The organism is Helicobacter pylori, from assembly GCF_014498195.1.
Taxonomy (GTDB): Bacteria; Campylobacterota; Campylobacteria; order Campylobacterales; family Helicobacteraceae; genus Helicobacter; species Helicobacter pylori_DO.
The window spans coordinates 196,707-214,046 of record NZ_JACTGH010000001.1 but is presented as its reverse complement, the minus strand read 5'-3'; the positions used below and the strand labels follow the sequence as shown (position 1 = coordinate 214,046).

At 38.5% G+C, this 17,340-nt stretch carries 11 protein-coding genes and 1 pseudogene; 4 read left to right on the top strand and 8 right to left on the bottom strand.

The features are described 5' to 3' along the window. The first annotated feature begins 135 nt into the window (after nucleotides 1–135). The 4 genes from H7N67_RS00945 to H7N67_RS00930 all read left to right on the top strand — a co-directional run bounded on the left by H7N67_RS00945 (nucleotide 136) and on the right by H7N67_RS00930 (nucleotide 4,907). The gene (locus H7N67_RS00945; protein WP_187938754.1) at nucleotides 136–2,502 is read left to right on the top strand and encodes a ribonucleoside-diphosphate reductase subunit alpha; all 2,367 of its coding nucleotides are present in this window, start codon (nucleotides 136–138) and stop codon (nucleotides 2,500–2,502) included. Between the two features lie 61 nt (nucleotides 2,503–2,563). Further along, on the top strand, nucleotides 2,564–3,511 hold the full coding sequence (locus H7N67_RS00940) for a Gfo/Idh/MocA family protein (RefSeq protein ID WP_187938753.1): 948 nt from the start codon (nucleotides 2,564–2,566) through the stop codon (nucleotides 3,509–3,511). A 122-nt stretch (nucleotides 3,512–3,633) separates the two neighbouring features. Then, a complete protein-coding gene (locus H7N67_RS00935) occupies nucleotides 3,634–4,401 on the top strand; it encodes a sulfite exporter TauE/SafE family protein (RefSeq protein ID WP_187938752.1) in 768 nt (255 codons plus the stop codon). Continuing rightward, a complete protein-coding gene (locus tag H7N67_RS00930) occupies nucleotides 4,401–4,907 on the top strand; it encodes a methylated-DNA--[protein]-cysteine S-methyltransferase (protein ID WP_187938751.1) in 507 nt (168 codons plus the stop codon). The genes H7N67_RS00935 and H7N67_RS00930 overlap by 1 nt, the downstream gene beginning before the upstream one ends. A 61-nt stretch (nucleotides 4,908–4,968) precedes the next feature. Here H7N67_RS00930 and xerH read toward each other — a convergent pair whose 3' ends face one another. The 8 genes and pseudogenes from xerH to H7N67_RS00890 form a co-directional block, all read right to left on the bottom strand. Continuing rightward, the gene (xerH, locus tag H7N67_RS00925; protein ID WP_187938750.1) at nucleotides 4,969–6,039 is read right to left on the bottom strand and encodes a tyrosine recombinase XerH; all 1,071 of its coding nucleotides are present in this window, start codon (nucleotides 6,037–6,039) and stop codon (nucleotides 4,969–4,971) included. Next, the gene (locus H7N67_RS00920) at nucleotides 6,040–6,693 is read right to left on the bottom strand and encodes a hypothetical protein (protein WP_042636614.1); all 654 of its coding nucleotides are present in this window, start codon (nucleotides 6,691–6,693) and stop codon (nucleotides 6,040–6,042) included. It lies immediately after the preceding gene. 172 nt (nucleotides 6,694–6,865) lie between these two features. Next, on the bottom strand, nucleotides 6,866–8,038 hold the full coding sequence (locus tag H7N67_RS00915; RefSeq protein ID WP_187938749.1) for a pyridoxal phosphate-dependent aminotransferase: 1,173 nt from the start codon (nucleotides 8,036–8,038) through the stop codon (nucleotides 6,866–6,868). A 159-nt stretch (nucleotides 8,039–8,197) separates the two neighbouring features. Continuing rightward, entirely contained in the window at nucleotides 8,198–9,010 is an 813-nt protein-coding gene (locus tag H7N67_RS00910; protein ID WP_000714983.1) for an outer membrane protein, read from the bottom strand. Nucleotides 9,011–9,255: 245 nt separating this feature from the next. After that, nucleotides 9,256–14,080, bottom strand: a pseudogene (locus tag H7N67_RS00905) (type ISP restriction/modification enzyme). Between the two features lie 77 nt (nucleotides 14,081–14,157). Then, the gene (locus H7N67_RS00900; protein WP_187938748.1) at nucleotides 14,158–15,447 is read right to left on the bottom strand and encodes a (Fe-S)-binding protein; all 1,290 of its coding nucleotides are present in this window, start codon (nucleotides 15,445–15,447) and stop codon (nucleotides 14,158–14,160) included. Beyond that, a complete protein-coding gene (gene hemN / locus H7N67_RS00895) occupies nucleotides 15,444–16,817 on the bottom strand; it encodes an oxygen-independent coproporphyrinogen III oxidase (RefSeq protein WP_187938747.1) in 1,374 nt (457 codons plus the stop codon). The genes H7N67_RS00900 and hemN overlap by 4 nt, the downstream gene beginning before the upstream one ends. Beyond that, entirely contained in the window at nucleotides 16,817–17,332 is a 516-nt protein-coding gene (locus H7N67_RS00890; RefSeq protein WP_187938746.1) for a DUF2603 domain-containing protein, read from the bottom strand. Before H7N67_RS00890 ends, hemN begins: the two co-directional genes overlap by 1 nt. Nucleotides 17,333–17,340 lie beyond the last annotated feature (8 nt).

The following is a 17,340-nucleotide window of genomic DNA, read 5'->3' as shown; positions in this document are numbered from 1 at the left end:
TATAAAAAAATTAAAAAACTTTAAAAATCATTCTCATTAATAGAGCAGATCCAACTTGAACTTTTCTTTTTCTTAAGTTTTTTATTGATACAATGCCAAATTTAAAAGAAAATGATTTGATTTAAAGGAAAAATTTTGATTACGGTGGTTAAACGAAACGGGCGCATTGAGCCTTTAGACATTACCAAAATCCAAAAATACACTAAGGACGCCACGGACAATTTAGAGGGCGTGAGCCAAAGTGAGCTGGAAGTGGATGCGAGGTTGCAATTTAGGGACAAGATCACTACTGAAGAAATCCAACAAACTTTGATTAAAACCGCTGTGGATAAGATAGATATTGACACGCCTAATTGGAGCTTTGTCGCCTCAAGGCTTTTTTTGTATGATTTATACCATAAAGTGAGCGGTTTTACAGGGTATAGGCATTTGAAAGAGTATTTTGAAAACGCTGAAGAAAAGGGCCGCATCCTTAAGGGCTTTAAGGAAAAATTTGATCTAGAGTTTTTAAACAGCCAGATTAGGCCTGAAAGGGATTTCCAATTCAATTATTTGGGGATTAAAACCTTGTATGATCGCTATTTGTTAAAAGACGCTAACAACAACCCTATTGAATTGCCCCAGCACATGTTTATGAGCATTGCGATGTTTTTAGCGCAAAACGAACAAGAACCCAATAAAATCGCTTTAGAATTTTATGAAGTTTTAAGCAAGTTTGAAGCGATGTGCGCGACCCCCACTCTAGCGAACGCTCGCACCACCAAACACCAGCTAAGCTCATGCTATATTGGCAGCACGCCGGATAATATTGAGGGGATTTTTGACAGCTATAAGGAAATGGCATTGTTGTCCAAATACGGCGGAGGGATTGGTTGGGATTTTTCTTTGGTGCGCTCTATTGGGAGTTATATTGATGGGCATAAAAATGCGAGCGCTGGCACGATCCCTTTTTTAAAGATCGCTAATGATGTGGCGATTGCGGTGGATCAATTAGGCACACGAAAGGGTGCGATTGCGGTGTATCTGGAAATTTGGCACATTGATGTGATGGAGTTCATTGATTTAAGGAAAAATAGCGGCGATGAAAGGCGAAGAGCGCATGATTTGTTCCCGGCTCTTTGGGTGTGCGATTTGTTTATGAAAAGGGTTTTAGAAGACGCGATGTGGACTTTGTTTGACCCTTATGAGTGTAAAGATTTGACTGAGCTTTATGGGCAGGATTTTGAAAAACGCTATTTAGAGTATGAAAAAGATCCCAAAATCATTAAGGAATACATTAACGCTAAAGATTTATGGAAAAAAATCTTAATGAATTATTTTGAAGCCGGTTTGCCTTTCTTAGCCTTTAAAGATAACGCCAATCGGTGCAATCCAAACGCTCATGCAGGAATCATTCGATCGTCTAATCTATGCACGGAGATTTTTCAAAACACCGCACCCAACCACTACTACATGCAAATAGAATACACCGATGGCGCCATAGATTTTTTTGAAGAAAAAGAGTTGGTAACGACAGATAGTAATATCACTAAATGCGCTAACAAGCTCACTAGCACGGATATTCTTAAGGGCAAGCCAATCTATATCGCTACTAAAGTCGCTAAAGACGGACAAACGGCGGTGTGTAATCTGGCGAGCATCAATTTAAGCAAGATCAACACTGAAGAAGACATTAAAAGGGTTGTGCCGATCATGGTTAGGCTTTTAGACAATGTGATTGATTTGAATTTCTACCCCAACCGCAAAGTCAAAGCCACCAATTTACAAAATAGAGCCATAGGGTTAGGGGTTATGGGTGAAGCGCAAATGCTCGCAGAACATCAAATCGCTTGGGGGTCTAAAGAGCATTTAGAAAAAATTGACGCTTTAATGGAGCAAATCAGCTACCATGCGATTGACACGAGCGCGAATTTAGCGAAAGAAAAAGGGGTTTATAAGGATTTTGAAAATTCAGAATGGAGTAAGGGGATTTTCCCCATTGATAAAGCCAATAATGAAGCCTTAAAGCTCACCGAAAAAGGGCTTTTTAACCACGCTTGCGATTGGCAAGGTTTGAGGGAAAAAGTCAAAGCCAATGGCATGCGTAATGGCTATTTAATGGCGATTGCTCCTACTAGCTCTATTTCTATTTTAGTGGGCACAACCCAAACGATTGAACCCATTTATAAGAAAAAATGGTTTGAAGAAAATTTGAGCGGGCTAATTCCAGTGGTAGTGCCTAATTTGAATTTAGAAACCTGGAATTTTTACACATCAGCCTATGATATTGACGCTAAAGATTTGATTAAAGCAGCGGCCGTACGCCAAAAGTGGATCGATCAAGGCCAAAGCATTAATGTGTTTTTACGCATAGAAAACGCCAGCGGTAAAACCTTGCATGAAATCTACACGCTCGCTTGGAAATTAGGACTCAAATCCACTTATTATTTGCGCAGCGAAAGCCCTAGTATAGATGAAAAAAGCGTGTTGGATCGATCGGTGGAGTGTTTCAATTGCCAATAATATAAGCTTAAATAAGCTAATCTTTGCTAAAATGAGATTCAAAATTATTTAAGGAAGATGAATGCTTTTTGCTATGATTGGTTCAGGGGGGTTTATCGCTCCCAAGCACTTGCAGGCTATTAGAGACACGGGGCATTTTTTGGATTGCTCTTTTGATATTCATGATAGTGTGGGGGTCTTAGATGAGTATTTCCCGCAATCAGAGTTTTTTACCAATATTGAAGATTTTGAAAAGCATTTAGAGCAGTCTAAGGCTATGGGTAAAGAAATCAACTATTTGAGCGTTTGCACGCCCACGCACACGCATTTTGATCACATCCGTTTCGGGTTAAGAAACGGCATGCATGTGATTTGTGAAAAACCCTTAGTTTTAGACCCTAGCGAAATACAGGAATTAAAAGATTTAGAGGTGAAACACCAAAAAAGGGTGTTCAGTCTTTTGCCTTTGCGCTTGCATTGCGACACGCTGGCTTTAAAAGAAAAAATTAAAAGCGAATTAGACAAAAACCCTGAAAAGGTGTTTGACATCACGCTCACTTATATCAGCGTTCAAGGGAAATGGTATTTTTCTTCATGGCGGGCGGATGTGAATAGGAGTGGGGGGCTAGCCACTCAAATGGGAGTGAATATCTTTGATGCTTTATTGTATTTGTTTGGAGGCGTTAAAGACAAGGTTATCAATAGAGAAGAGCCTGATTGCGTGTGCGGGATACTCTTTTTAGAGCATGCCAAAATAAGATGGTTTTTTTCCATCAATCCAGAACACATGGGAGTGGCTAAAGAAAAAGTTTATCATAAAATGATCCTAGAGGGTGAAGAAGTCAATCTCACGCAAAGCTTTGATAACCTGTATATAGAAAGCTACAAACAGATTTTAGCTCAAGGGGGGTTTGGTTTGGATGACGCTGCGGCGTCTATCAAATTGGCTTATGAATTGAGAAACCTCTCTCTTAGCGAACCCAATGATGATTCGCATGCTTTGTGTTGTAAAAACAAAACAGACCAATAAAAGCATGACTTTTAAAAGCGTTGTTTAGGGGGGTTGGTTATTAGCGTTTGATTAGAATAGGGTTATTTTTAATTTTCTTTTAGAGAGGTTTATAGGGGGGTTTTACTTTTTTAAGGGTTTTTATGGATATTTATGCGTTATACATAACGATAGGGCTTTTTACTGGCATTCTATCAGGGATCTTTGGCATTGGTGGGGGGATGATCATTGTCCCTATCATGCTCGCAACCGGGCATTCTTTTGAAGAATCCATCGGCATTTCCATTTTGCAAATGGCGCTTTCATCGTTTGTTGGCTCTGTTTTGAATTTCAAAAAAAAATCGCTTGATTTTTCTTTAGGCTTGTTGATAGGGGCAGGGGGGCTGATAGGGGCGAGTTTTAGCGGTTTCATTTTAAAAATCGTTTCCAGTAAAATTTTAATGGTTATTTTCGCTTTTTTAGTCGTGTATTCTATGATCCAATTTGTTCTAAAACCCAAAAAAAAAGATTTGATAGCGGATACTAAACGCTACCATTTGCAAGGTTTGAAATTATTTTTAATTGGCGCGCTCACAGGGTTTTTTGCTATCACTTTAGGGATTGGTGGGGGGATGCTCATGGTGCCTTTGATGCATTATTTTTTAGGGTATGATTCTAAAAAATGCGTGGCGTTAGGGTTATTTTTTATCTTGTTTTCTTCCATTTCAGGAGCTTTTTCTTTAATGTATCACCACATCATCAATAAAGAAGTGCTTTTAGCAGGGGCGATTGTGGGCTTAGGCTCAGTTATGGGCGTGAGCATTGGGATTAAATGGATCATGGGGCTTTTGAATGAAAAGATGCATAAAGCTTTGATTTTAGGGGTGTATGGTTTGTCGCTATTGATTATTTTATACAAAATCTTTTTTTGATGATTTTATACCACTACTATTTTAAGACCCCTAAGAGTTTCCCTTTAGAGTATTTGCATTTGTGCGCTAATGAGAGCCATTTATTAAGGCTGGACTTTGATGCGACCCATTTTTCTCATAACACCCCTATGAATGCCCCATTAAAACTCAGCGTTCAAGCCTTGGAGCGCTATTTTTTGGGACAACTTTTTGAATTTGATGCGCCTTTAGATTTGATAGGGACTTCTTTTCAAAAACAAGTTTGGTCTGCGTTATTAACTATCCCTTATGGCAAGACAAAAAGTTATGATGAAATCGCAAAGCTCATTAATAACCCTAAATCTTGCAGAGCGATTGGCAACGCTAATCATAATAACCCTATTTCTTTGATCGTGCCTTGTCATAGAGTGGTGCGTAAAAATGGCGCTTTAGGGGGGTATAATGGGGGCATAGAAGTCAAAAAGTGGCTGTTGGAATTTGAAAGCAAAATTTTAAATGAGCGAGCTAAAAATTTTTTAATTTCTTAAAAAATGGGGTTTTGGTTATTCTATGGTAAAAATCCTTTTTTTAAGGGAGTAGGGGGGTGTTTTAATTTTCTTCCCAAATGCTCGCCGCTTCTTCTAAACGCTCTTTGTCAAAATGCGTGTAAATCCTGCTCGTATTCAAGCTCGCATGCCCTAGAGCTTCTTGAACTAAAATCAAATCATGGCGTTTTTGATAAAGCAAGGTCGCAAAAGAATGCCTTAACATGTGCGCCCCATTTTTCTCCCGCCTGAGTCCTGCAAAATTGATGATGCGTTCCACTTGCTTATACAAATACGCTTGCGTTAAAGCCATGCCTTTTTGGTTGCAAAACAATAAATCGTTTTTAACAGGATACAATTCCCTTTCTGTGAGCCATTCTTTTAAAAGGCTCTCAATGTGGAAAGCTTTGAGCATCACCGCTCTGTATTTATCGCCCTTACCTTTAATCAAAATCGTATAACAGCCATTTTCTAAAGTAAAATCCTTTATTTTAAGCTGTAAGGCTTCGTTAGAACGCATGCCTGTAAAAACGATGATTTTAATGAGCAGGCGGTTTCGTGCGCGCACTTTAGCGGACATTTCTATTTTATCAATGCCCTCTAAAAATTTTTCTAATTCTTCATTATTCAAATGAGTAGGGAGCTTGTTGCCTGCGCTTTGATTGACTCCACTGATGTTTTTAAGCGTGATATTATAGATATAAGATTTTTCATTTCCATCTTGATTTTGCTTGTCTATATAGCTAAAAAGCCCTAACAGGGCGATCCTGTAATTTTTCTTAGTAGCTAAACTCAAACCCCCGGTATAAATACTCAAAAATTCAGCCAGCATGACTTCATCAATGCTTTTGAGCGATTTTAAAGAAAGCTTTTGAGCGTATTCGTAAAATTTGAGTAGGGGCAGTGCATAGGTATTGATACCTAATAATCCGGCACTGCGGGCTTTTTTGCAAATTTTTTCTAATTGGCTTGAATTGATGAACGCATGATTGAATTCGTTCAAGCATTCAAAAACCTTGTTTTGGTCTTTCACTTGGGAATTAGACAGGCTTGTGCATTTGTAACGCAAAAAGCGCCCAATCCATAGCAAAAGATTTTCTACAGGGTCTTTTAATTCTTCTAGGGGGTGCTTCATTTAGGGTTTGTTAATAGAGTTATAAAGTTCTTGTTTGCTTTCAAAAAATAGAATTTCTAATTCTTTTTCCCTATGTTTATGTTTCACATTTATATGGCTATGCTCAAAAGCTTTAAGAATTAGTGGTGTTAAACCTTCTTTTTTAAATTGATTTTCTTCTTTTGTGGAATAAGATAGATTATTGTTGTATTTTATGGGAACAAGTTCAATCAAACATTGTTTGTCTTCTTCATTTAAATTGTATTTAATTTCAAAAACAATACGATTGTAATATTTAGTGTTATCACTTATAAAATCTTCTCGAATAAAATCTATATTAACACACTCACAACCTATATGAATAGATAAATTATTATTATCATTAGTAAAAAAAAGATGGAAAGCGTAAGAAAAATTTTTAGGATACCTACTGTCTTTGAGATAACTCTTTAGATTAAGATTGATATTATAAGAGCTATCTTTGAAAAATATAGATAACAGACCGCTATCTAAAAGAGAGTTTTTATAGTAAAAAATTTTATTAGATGGGGTATAGCCTTTATTGTTTAAATATGCTATTAAAAGTTCAGTACCACTTAATTTAGAAAAAAATATTTCGCTATCTTTTTCACTACTAATAATAGGCATAAAACACCCATTATCTGCATTTTCCATTTCTTCAGATCCTACAACCATGATTCCTTTATTTCTTTATCAAAAATTCATTTAGTTATGAAAACCGCACTTTTCAAACTTTTAAATCTAACCATTATACCACGCTACGCCACTAACTACAATATAAAATTCCAAACAAGATTAAAATCCCCCTTTTAAATAAAAATTCTTTTTATCCCTTTGATTTGACAAAGCGAGCGATGCGTTCAATCCCCTTTTCAATCTGCTCTTCTGAGCATGCAAAAGACAAACGAACATAGCCTTCCAATCCAAAAGCCTTTCCAGGCACTAACGCCACGCCTTCTTTTTCTAACAATTCATGGCAAAATCGCATCGAATCCCCCCTACAAAGACCGCCAATGTTGATAAACAGATAAAACGCCCCATCAGGTTTTAAAGCATTCAACCCTCCAATCGCATTGATTTTTGCGTGGGCTAAATCACAGCGCTTCTCAAAAGCCTGACGCATCGTTTCAATTTCCTTATCCACCAACCCATCAAGTGCCACAATAGAAGCCATTTGCGTGATAGAATTGATATTGGAAGTGCATTGGCTTTGCAAGTTATTCATCAATTTGACTAATTTTTTATCCTTGCTCGCCGCATAGCCCATACGCCAACCTGTCATCGCCACTGACTTGCTCAAGCCATTAATGGTAATGGTGCGTTTTTTCATCTCTTCACTCACCGCTGCGCAAGAAACAAACTCCCCATTATAAACAAGCTTTTCATAAATTTCATCGCTAAGCACCCAAACTTTGGTCTCTTTTAAAACTTCGCCCAAAGCCTCTAATTCCGCCTTGCTATAAAGCATGCCGGTAGGGTTTGATGGGGTGGTGAGAATGAGCATTTTTGTTTTGGGGTTTAAGGCGTCTTTAAGCTGTTTGGGAGTGATTTTAAAATGGCTTTTTTCATCGGTTTGAATGAATTGACTCACCCCTCCGCTGTATTTCACAAGCTCAGGGTAAGTTACCCAAAAAGGCACAGGGATAACCACCTCATCGCCCTCCCCTATTAAGGCTTGAATCGCATTGAACAAGCTTTGCTTAGCGCCATTGCTCACCAGAATTTCACTCGGTTCATAATCCAAGTTGTTTTCTTTTTTCAATTTAAAAGCGATCGCTTTTAACAATTCAGGGATACCAGCCACTGGAGTGTATTTCGTAAAGCCGTCATTTAGGGCTTTTATAGCCGCATCTTTGATCGCTTGTGGGGTGTCAAAATCAGGCTCGCCCGCTGAAAAACTTAGAATATCTTTTCCTTGCGATTTTAATTCTTTAGCGAGCGTGCTGATAGCGATCGTTGCGGATTCTGAAAGGGATTGGACTTTAGAAGAATAGGGCATGCTTAATCCTTATTAAATTTTTGGATTATCATAACATGATCAAAAAGGTTTTAATTCTAATTTTCAAAAAACTTTCAAAATGTTTCAAAAGAAAGCGGTGGTCTATGCAAGAAAACTCTAATTGAAAAACTTCAATTAGAGAAAAACAAGCGTTTTAAATCAGAAATTGTAACGATACCCTACGTAAAGGCTGTATTGACGGCGGTAAGTGAAGCTCAAGTTCCCATGGTTAAAATAATAAACATTGATAGTGGGAATCTTCACGCCAAAGTCAAATTCTTGATGCCGGCCAATATGGGTGCGGATCCCTAAATTAAAAAGGAACTGGAAAATCGCCGGATCAAGGCTATAGGAAGTGTGCTTATAAGGGCTTTTAGTTTCCAAAAAGGCCCCTGTCGTATTACCCCAAGAGTTGCCCGCGATTTGAGCCCCAAAAAAGAATCCAAAACTCGCATCCTCTTTATTGATGACATTATACAAAGTGTCAATACCCACACCATAAGTGAACATGTCAGACAGATTGCCCATTGTCCCTACTTTGGTCGCGCATGGCTCATTGAGTTTGCACACCCCACCATTATCTGATGTCAAAGCGTTCGCCCCAAACACGGCATGCCCATAATCCATAAAGCCGTAATAGCGTGCACCAAACCATCTCTTCTCCCCAAAAAACTGCTTATAACCCACAGTAAGCCCTAAGCCTTGCATAACGGCCAGATAGTCGGTTTTACCCACAGGGAACTTAGGATAGTTAAATTCACTGCTTTTGGGGGGGTTTTTAACGCTTTGTGAAGCCTGACCGACTTGATAGCTAATCCCCAAATACCAAGCGTTTTTCTCGCCTTTCACTGCTTTATAATCTTTTGGTTTTTCCAATTGCTTTTGCACTTCTGTGCTACCTTCTGCTGCCAAAAGACTATTACCTAACACTACCGATAAACAGAGCGTTTTAAACACTACAAACTTTTTCATACAACATTTTTCCTTCTAAAAGTCTACATTTCGTATAATAATAACATAATAATCTATAAAAAACCTAAATTCTTAAGAAAAACACCCCTAAAACTTAAAATTTTAAATTTTCTAAGGGGTTTTAGCGGTTTGGCTCTGCGATTTTTTCTGTTTTTGGGGGGATTTTGGGATAAACTTTAAGAAAAAAGGGTAATCCTTCTTTCTTTATAACTTTCAAGCGCTTGTTGCGCAATTTTTAGTATCCATCACTCAAACCTCTTCTTGCTGATCTTTTCAATCAAATCCACGCTTTTTTCAGAGAGTTTGATGACCCTACAAAGGAGTTCAAAAATGTATTTTCCGCGCCGGCGTAATGATTCGGGTTGTTTTCAATCAAGCTGTCTTTATCGGTAGTCTTTTGATAGCGTTCGATCACCCAGTCAATCGCGCTTTTGCCATTCACCACATAGTCAAAGGCTTTTTTGGGGATTTGAGTGATGGTGATATTTTGGTTATAAAGGATGCAATCCCCTTTTTTATCCTTTTTCATTTGAACCACATCATAATAGCCCTCCACTTCGGCGTTCTCTAGTAGGTTATGTTTAACGCTCTTGTGCATTTCCCCATTCTCATAGTTCAGGTGCAATTCGGCCAATTCTTTGCCAAGAATAGAGAGTTCCTTAAAATCTTCGCTCAAAGCGATGCGCGGCGCTTCTTTGGCGAGGGAATTTTTGTATTTTTCCAAATAGCCTTTATGGTGGAAAATCGCATAAATGTAATAAAAAATCTCTTCTTCAGTGATAGCATTATCTTTATAATGCCTCCTAAACAGGTTGAGCGCATAGCCGCTGATAGCATAATGGCGATTCCCCAAATCATCATAATAATACAAGGGATAAGCTTGGGTGTTCGCCATTGTTTGGAAATCAGTAATCTCGTTTGCAATCAAGCAAGAAAAATTTCTTGAAGCCATTGAACTGGTATTAATCACCACATTATGCGCGCTTTTATCCGGGAAAATTTTTTTCATTAAATAAAAACTCCAAGCAAGCTCTCGCTCATAGTAAAAATATTGTTTATTAAAGGGGCGATACAAACTAACAGAGATTTTTTCTTGTGAAAAATCATCAAGTTTTTTCCCTTTTATCAGTTGCATTTTAAGATTTTGAACCCAAGCAATCTTCGTTTTATCGGTGGTGATTTCTTGGTCGTTGAGGTGTTTATAAAGTTTGTCTGATTTGACGCCTTTGGCGCGTTGTTTGAAAGCTTCCCTGAAATGCGCATTAAAGCGCTTCAAATCAGCGTTATAGGTGTCAATGCAGTTTTGCACCGATTGTTTTAAAGCGTTTGGCGAAAAGTTATACACCCAAGGATCATGCCCGCTCACCACACCAATAGAATTGAGATCAAAAATGCTGTCGTTTTGGAGTGTTTTATCTCTTTTTAAAGGGATGAGTTTGTCAAAAGCGTCATTCCTTTGGTTGATCCAATCGCCTTTATTATTCGGAATGATGGTTTCAAAAGCGATTGCCTCTAGGTTTAAAAAGTTAGCGAGCCGATTGAGTTTTTCTTCTCTTTTTAAATAATCCCCAATATCGTAGTAATGGATCGTGCTATTTTTCACGCTTGTGTCTTTGACAAAAAAGATAATCGCTATCGTCGCTCTTGATCCGCTATCAAAAATTTTCCCTCCTTCTTTTTTAAAAGTCTCCCCTGAAGTCCTAGCATTGCCCCTCAAATTCAATACATAAAGATGCGAAAATTCTTTGGCCACGCATTTCCTGAACCCGTCCGCGCTTTTAGAGTCAATAAAACTCCCGTTCACCACAAAGCCTACCACCCCCTTATCTTTTAAAAGATCGCTCGCCATGCGCATACTTTGAATGAGCGTGTCTCGTGTGGTTGCCCCCACTCTGGCGGTGGAATTTTTGCCATAAGTGTCATAAACTAATTTTTCAAGCTTAGGGTGGGTTAGGTTTTGGTTGTTATCGTTTTCGCTTTTGGCACCGGCTGAATAAGGCGGGTTGCCGATGATGACTCTGATGTTTTGCTTTTCCATAGTGGTTTTGATTTCTTGGTTTTCTTTCAAATCTTCAAAGCCAGGGATTACCCCCTTAGCGCTTTTTTCTTCCAAATAATCCAGGCTGTCCGTGAGCGCGATGTTTTTGAAATTTTTTAACGAGCTGTCCCTATTTTGCGCGGCTTGAGTGATATTGATTAAAGCGATGTAATAAGATAAAAGCACGATGTCAAAAGCGAACAGATTTTTTTGAAACTTCTCTTTTAAGGCTTCGTCGCTAATGAGATTATTTTCTTTTGAAAGCAACCGGGCGATAAAACTCCCGGTGCCGGTGAATGGGTCAAAAATCGTGATGCTTTGATCGTTAAAATCCGTATTAAAATGCTTTTTCAAAATGCCGTCAGTGGCCCTTAAGATGAAATCCACCACCTCTATAGGCGTATAAACGATCCCTAGTTTTTCGCTTTGCTTTCTAAAGGCTTCTTTAAAGAAAGTGTTGTAGAGGTTTTTAATGAGTTCTTGTTGGCTTTTTTGGCTTTTGGCACGCATGGCTTCTGTTTTCACGCTTTCATAGAGGTTTTTAAGATCTTTAGTTTCCCCTTCTAGCCCTAGATCGGAGAGTTTTAAAACCATTTTATCTAAGGCTTTTGCGATAGGGTTTTTAATATTGTCCCCAAAAAGCGCATCAAAAATGGGCTTAGTGATGATATGAGAGGTGATCATATCTAAGGCTTCATATTCTTTGATGCTTTGGTGGACATTGCCTCTTAAGGAATCCAAAAAGCCGTGGAAAATTTCAGGGTTTTTTTCAAAAATATCTTTCAAGCGATTATTCAAGGTTCTTGCGATATTGCCCGTTTTTTTGGCGAAATTTTCCCAATAGTTCCTGTCCCCTAATTTAGTGGGCATGACGTTATACACAGCGTCCGCTAGATCTTGCAATAAGATAGCGTCAAAAAGGGTTTTTTGGGCTTGTTTGGGATCGGATTGCTCGGTTTTATCTTTTTGCAACTCTTCCTCATCGTCTAAATTGCTTGCATCATCGCTCCCAAAGATTTTGATTTTTTCTTTGAAAGTGGCTTCATCAACGAGGCTTGAATCATGGCTTCTTAAAGCTTTTATCACTTTCCAAATGTTTTTGAAATTGGTGTTTTTGACGGCTTCATCCAAGTTCTCAATTTCACTCTCTTCTAAAGCGATAGGCAAAATGATATAGCCTCTTTTCTTGTTTTTGGCTTTTCGCATCACCCTACCCACCGCTTGGATAATATCCACCATAGCGCTTTTGCCATCAAAAAAGATAACGCTATCAAGCGCTGGGACATCCACCCCTTCACTCAAACACCTGGCGTTACTTAAAACCTTACAAGTGTTAGGTTTAAACTGGTTCAAGTTTTCTAATTTGTCAAGCCTCTCCTTACAATTCATGGTGCCATCAACATGATCGATTTTGATTTCTAGGTTTTTAAAACTCTTTTTCTTCAGCTCTTCATCATAGCATTCCATGATCGTTTCAAAGGAGTCTTTGATATTCTTGCTCGTTTGTATGCTTTTACAAAAGCTTATGGCTCTTTGAGAAAAAAGGTGTCTCTTTTGTTTTTCAAGTCGTTGTCTTCTTTGTTTTCATCGTCTAAAGCGATCACATCCTGCTTGGCTAGCCCTTTATGCGTGCCAACGATCTTACACACAAATTCGTTATTAATAAGCTTTTTATCTAATTTAGTGCCTTCGGCTTTGAGCTGGCTGATCTTTTTATTCACGCTGTTAGTAACGCCGCTTAAATTTTCTGAACGCACCGCTAAAATGATGACTTTGTAATCGGTTAAGAGATCTAAAGCGATCGCTCTTTCAAAATTGAGCGTATAGATTTCTTCGCCAAAAGTATCCGCATCATCCATGGAATAGATAACGTTATCGCTCTCTTTGGCTTTAGCTTTAGAACTTTCGCTATACACTTTAGGCGTGGCGGTCATATACAGGCGTTTTTTAGCTTTGATATTTTCATCGCTGTGGCAAAGCGTGAAAGCGTTTTTATCGTCCCTTTCATTACTAGAATACATAGCCCCTACCGTTCTGTGGGCTTCATCGCAAATGATGAGATCGATTTCGCCCAAACCCGCTTCTTGCGCTTCTTTAATACGCAACGCGCTTTGATAAGTTGAAAAGATAATGAAGCGCTTGTTTTCTTTTTGCGCTTTTTCATAAACGCTTAAAATGTTTTCAAGGCGGGTGGAGGACTTTATAGGGAGCTCAGAAAATTTAATATCGTCATTGTCTTCGTTCTTACTTTGCCCGACTTTATCATCGCTGCACACGATAGAAGCGTAAAAAGGCTCGCTTTTTTCTTGCGCGTATTCTCTAAAAGTTTGAGAAAGCAAAGCGATGCTTGGCGCTAAAAAAAGCGTGATCTTGGGATCTAAAGCTTCCATGATTTTTAAAGAAGTGTAGGTTTTGCCGGTCCCGCATGCCATAATGAGCTTGCCTCTAGCGTTTTTGGGGTTAGAAAAATACTCTTTAGTCTTTTCAATCGCTTCTGTTTGGTGGGAACGTGGCTTTTTCTTATCGCATAAGGGGATTTCGTCTTCGGTTTTTGTGGGATCAAACTTTTCCCAATCAATGCGAGAATAAATGAAATCCTCTTCAGTGATTTCATCAATGTCAATCCCCATTCCTGTGCTTCTGATTTGTTCAATTGCTTTAAGGGCTTCAGAGGTTAAATGAGAACTGGAGATGATGATCCCTTTTTTAAACCTAACCTCCCCCACCCCGCTTTGCAATTGGGTTAAAAAAGGTGAAATGTCGTTATATGAGATGCTATTTTGATGGAATTTGCATTGCACGGCGATGTATTCTTTGTTTGAGGTCGTAATGACTATATCAATCCCCTTATCGCGCTCCTTCCCTCTTAATTCCCAATCGTTCCAAAGATCAATAGACTCGTATTCGTTAGCGCTGTCATGCTCTTGTAAAAATTGCTTAGAAATTTTTTCAAACAAGCTCCCTTTATGGCGAAGGTTAGGTATGGCGTGCAGTTTTTCTTTAATGAGTTCGTAGGCGCTGATTTCTTGCATTTTTCATTCCTTATAATAGTGTTATAAAGTTTTACATTATATAAAAAGATGTTGGAAAGTGGGGTTAAAAAGGCTTTTTATTCAGCGCTTTTTAAAGCTTTAGCGATGAGTTCTAAAGGGTGTGAAAAAGAGGGGGTGTTAGGGTCATCTAAAGACTTTAAGGCGTTGTTAAGCTGCATGTGGCATGCCCCACATTCTGCGCTCAAAATTCTAGCTTTGGTGTCTATGATTTCTTTAGCCCTAAGAAGCCCCACTTTTAGAGAAAACTCCGCCTTTTCGGTTTGCATCGTAATCCCCCCAAAACCGCAGCAATTGTCTGGCATTTCTTTAATTTCATAATGCGAATTGAGCAAGTTGCGCACTTCTTTGTGAGCGTTTAGGGTTTTTTTAGCATGGCAAGGGTTATGATAAGTGATAACCTCTTTTTTACCTTTAGGGATTTTTTCTAAAAGGTTTTTTAAGGGGGTGTGTTTCTCTAAAAACACGCTCGCCAGATAGATTTTAGGCGTGATCTTTTCCAAGCGCTTCACATACAAATCCTTATCTGTTTCGCCTAAAAACACCTTGTAATAATCATTAATAAGCATGCTCGCACATGTGGCTTCAGGCACAATGATCGCATCCACTTCATCTAAATAGCTTTCAAACCATTCTATGTTTTTTTTCACTAAAAAAAGCGTGGTGTTTTTATCGCCGGTGAAATACGCAGGCGCTGAGCAGCATTCTTGCTTAGGGATGATCGCTTGAATGTTGAGTTTTTCTAAAATATACAACAAGCTTTCCCCCACTTGCTGGTAATGGTAATTGCTCAAGCACCCTATAAAGATCGCCACTTTTTGAATGGGGTTTTCTAAAGGCTTCATTTCTGCATGCTTTTGTAAAAAACTTTTTTGATTTAAGGGAGGCAGAGCGCTTTTTTTAAAGCGTTTGAATAAGCCTTTAAACGCCACTCTAGGCTCTAAACTATCCCCTACTTGCTTAAAAATACAAGGGGCTAAAAAATGCGCCACCGAAAACACCCTATCCATTTTTTTGCGGTTTTTTAAAAGGGAAAAATAGGATTTTTTATACCAAGCGATGCCATGCTTTTGAGCGATTTTTTCTCTGGCTTTTTCTATTAAAGTGTCTATGGGCAAATGAAAGGGGCAAGTTTGAACGCAAGCGGTGCATAAAAAACAAGTTTCTAAAAGGTGTTTTAAATTCGTGTCTAATTTGAGCTTGTTTTGAGCGTTTAGGCGCATCAAATCCAAAAAGCCTCTAGGCGAAGTCGTTTCGTCTTTATGAATGCGGTATATGGTGCAACCTGGCACGCATTTAGCGCATTTAACGCAAGCGTCCCCTACTTCTTCAAAAATATTTTCATTCATAGCGTTTTACTGAAATGTTTTTCGCCCCCACGCAAATACGCGTCAAACTCCATAGCCATGTTTCTTACGAGCATGCCCCCTGTTTTGGTCATCTCAAAGCCTTTAGCGTTAAAAGAAAGCAAGCCCGCTTCTTCATAAGGCTTTAATTTTTCTAATTCTTTTTTAAAATGCGCTTTAAAATCAATAGAAAATTTTTCTTCAATCTTAGAGTAATCCAGTTTTAAATTGCTCATCATCTGCATGATCACTTCTTTTCTTAACACATCTTCTTGACTGAGCGCTACACCCCTTTCTACCGGTAAATGACCCAAATCAAGGGCTTTTTCATACTGGTGCAAGTCTTTATAATTTTGCGTGTAATAATCGCCCCCTTCGCCAATGCTCGTAACGCCAATACCAATGGTTTGAGTGAATTTCTTAGTGGTATAGCCTTGAAAATTACGGTGCAACTCCGCTTTTTGAAGGGCCAGATACAACTCATTATCGCTTTTAGCGAAATGATCCATGCCTATCATTTGGTAGTTGGCTTTTTCTAAAAAACTAATAAGGGATTCTAAAATCTCTAGCTTGTCTCTAGGGCTTGGCAATAGGGTTTCATCAATTTTACGCATCGTTTTTTTCACCCAAGGCACATGCGCGTAATTAAACACCGCTAATCGGTCCGGATTTAGTTTCAAAACTGACTCCAAGGTTTTTAAAAAACTCTCTTTAGTCTGGTTGGGTAAGCCATAAATCAAATCAAAATTAATGGATTTGATGCCGTAATCTCTAGCGAGCTTCACGGATTCTTGAACCATTTCAAAAGGTTGGATCCTGTGAATGGCTTTTTGGACTTCAAAATCAAAATCCTGCACCCCAAAACTCAAGCGGTTGAACCCCCTATCAAACAAGGTTTGCATGTGTTCTTTAGTGAAATGCCTAGGGTCAATCTCACAACTCATTTCAATATCTTTGCTGAAATTAGGGAAAACTTCTTGAATGCTTTGCGTGATTTCATCTAATTGAATGGGCGAAAAAAAGGTCGGCGTGCCGCCGCCATAGTGGAATTGCGCCACTTCTCTGTTAGTGTCCATCGCATTTTTTAAAAGGGCGAGTTCTTTTTTAAGGTAGCTGATATAGCGGACTTTTTTCTCTTCTAAACTGGTGTAAATGACAGAACATGCGCAAAAATAACACGCGCTCCTGCAAAAGGGCAAATGCGTATAAAGCGATAAAGGCATGGGGTTTTTGAGGTTGTCATGGTTAAAAAACGCCGTTTTTAAGCTCTCTTCATTAAAATTTTCTTTAAACTCCACCGCCGTGGGGTAGCTGGTGTATCGCGGCCCGGGCTTGGAGTATTGTGAAAATTTTTCAAAATCAATGGTTTGCATTAAAAATTTTCCTCATCGCTATTGTCAAAATTTTCAAAATTATTCTCATTAAAAGGGGGTTGTTTGAACATGTTGTCAAAATTAAAAAATAAATTAGGGTGTTCTTTTTTGATTTGTTTGACAAAGTTTAAGGTGTTGATATTGGGCAAATTCCCGTCTTTTTGGCGTAAATTTTCTAACAATTGCAAAGAAACTTCGCGCACGTCTTCAAAATCAATCGGCGCTTGGGTGATAATATCCCTTTCTAATTCCGCCCTAAGCCTGGCTTCAAAAGCCTTTCTGGCGTTTTCTGCCAAAAGAGAGATCACATTGTCCGGCACTAAAACGTAATCTTTATCTTCTTCATCAGAAATAAAATAGGCTTCATTTTTTTTAAACGCCCCTTTTTCTAATTCTAAAAGCATTTCATTAGCGCTGATTTTTTTGAGAAAGGCTCTGTTTTTTTGGGTGGTTAGGCTATGGATAAGTTTTTGTGATTTGGTTTTAGAAACTCGTTTTTTAGGTAATTTTTCCACTTTATATC